The 634-nt window shown below is 38.2% G+C and carries 1 protein-coding gene; it reads right to left on the minus strand.

Annotated elements, in window-relative coordinates; translation table 11 throughout:
* Window positions 1-11 precede the first annotated feature (11 nt).
* Window positions 12-614: a Type 1 glutamine amidotransferase-like domain-containing protein gene (locus LI112_RS17875; RefSeq protein WP_227191209.1), complete on the minus strand. Its 603-nt coding sequence runs from the start codon at window positions 612-614 to the stop codon at window positions 12-14.
* Window positions 615-634 lie beyond the last annotated feature (20 nt).

Raw genomic sequence — 634 nt, forward strand, 5'->3', positions numbered from 1 at the left:
GAATTTTCAAATTAGTCTTTGCAAATAACCTTTGAACCTTCACCGTCAATTACAATTCCCTGACGGTTGTTAATTGGGCATAGATTCAAATCCGAAAACTCAGTCATTATTTTCTTGGTAACTTTCTTAAATGGTGATGTAAGATAATGCGGAAGAACATAGAAATCAATCAAATCAAGCCCTGCATCATCTTCTTGTGAGTAGTCCTCCGGCTTTTTATCCATTTGCTGGATATATTGGATGCTTGGAGCGCATATAATTGCGCCTGCCGACTCGCCGATCATCAATTTTCCATTTGCCAATTCCTTTTTCAGCAGCCCATCAGTTCCCGTTTTACGGAGCCGGTCCATAAGAAAAAAAGAATTTCCGCCGGTAAAATATATCGCATCTGCATCTTCAAAAACAGACTGTATCGTTGAATAAGCCTCCGTTGAAATATCAATTTCAGTTACGATTGCTCCCAACTTTTTGAATAATTTTCGAGCCGAGCCGACATAACCGGTGTAGCCTTCACGCAGCGAAGCTGTTGGAATAAATGCGACTTTCTTATTTTCAATTTCTTCCTTTATCAGACTTCCTACACTTGAAAAATGCGAACATAAAAATAGTTTCATCAATATTCTCCTTTATAAAT

Origin of the sequence: Blautia sp. 210820-DFI.6.14, from assembly GCF_020558815.1 — a bacterium.
GTDB lineage: Bacteria > Bacillota > Clostridia > Lachnospirales > Lachnospiraceae > Blautia_A > Blautia_A obeum.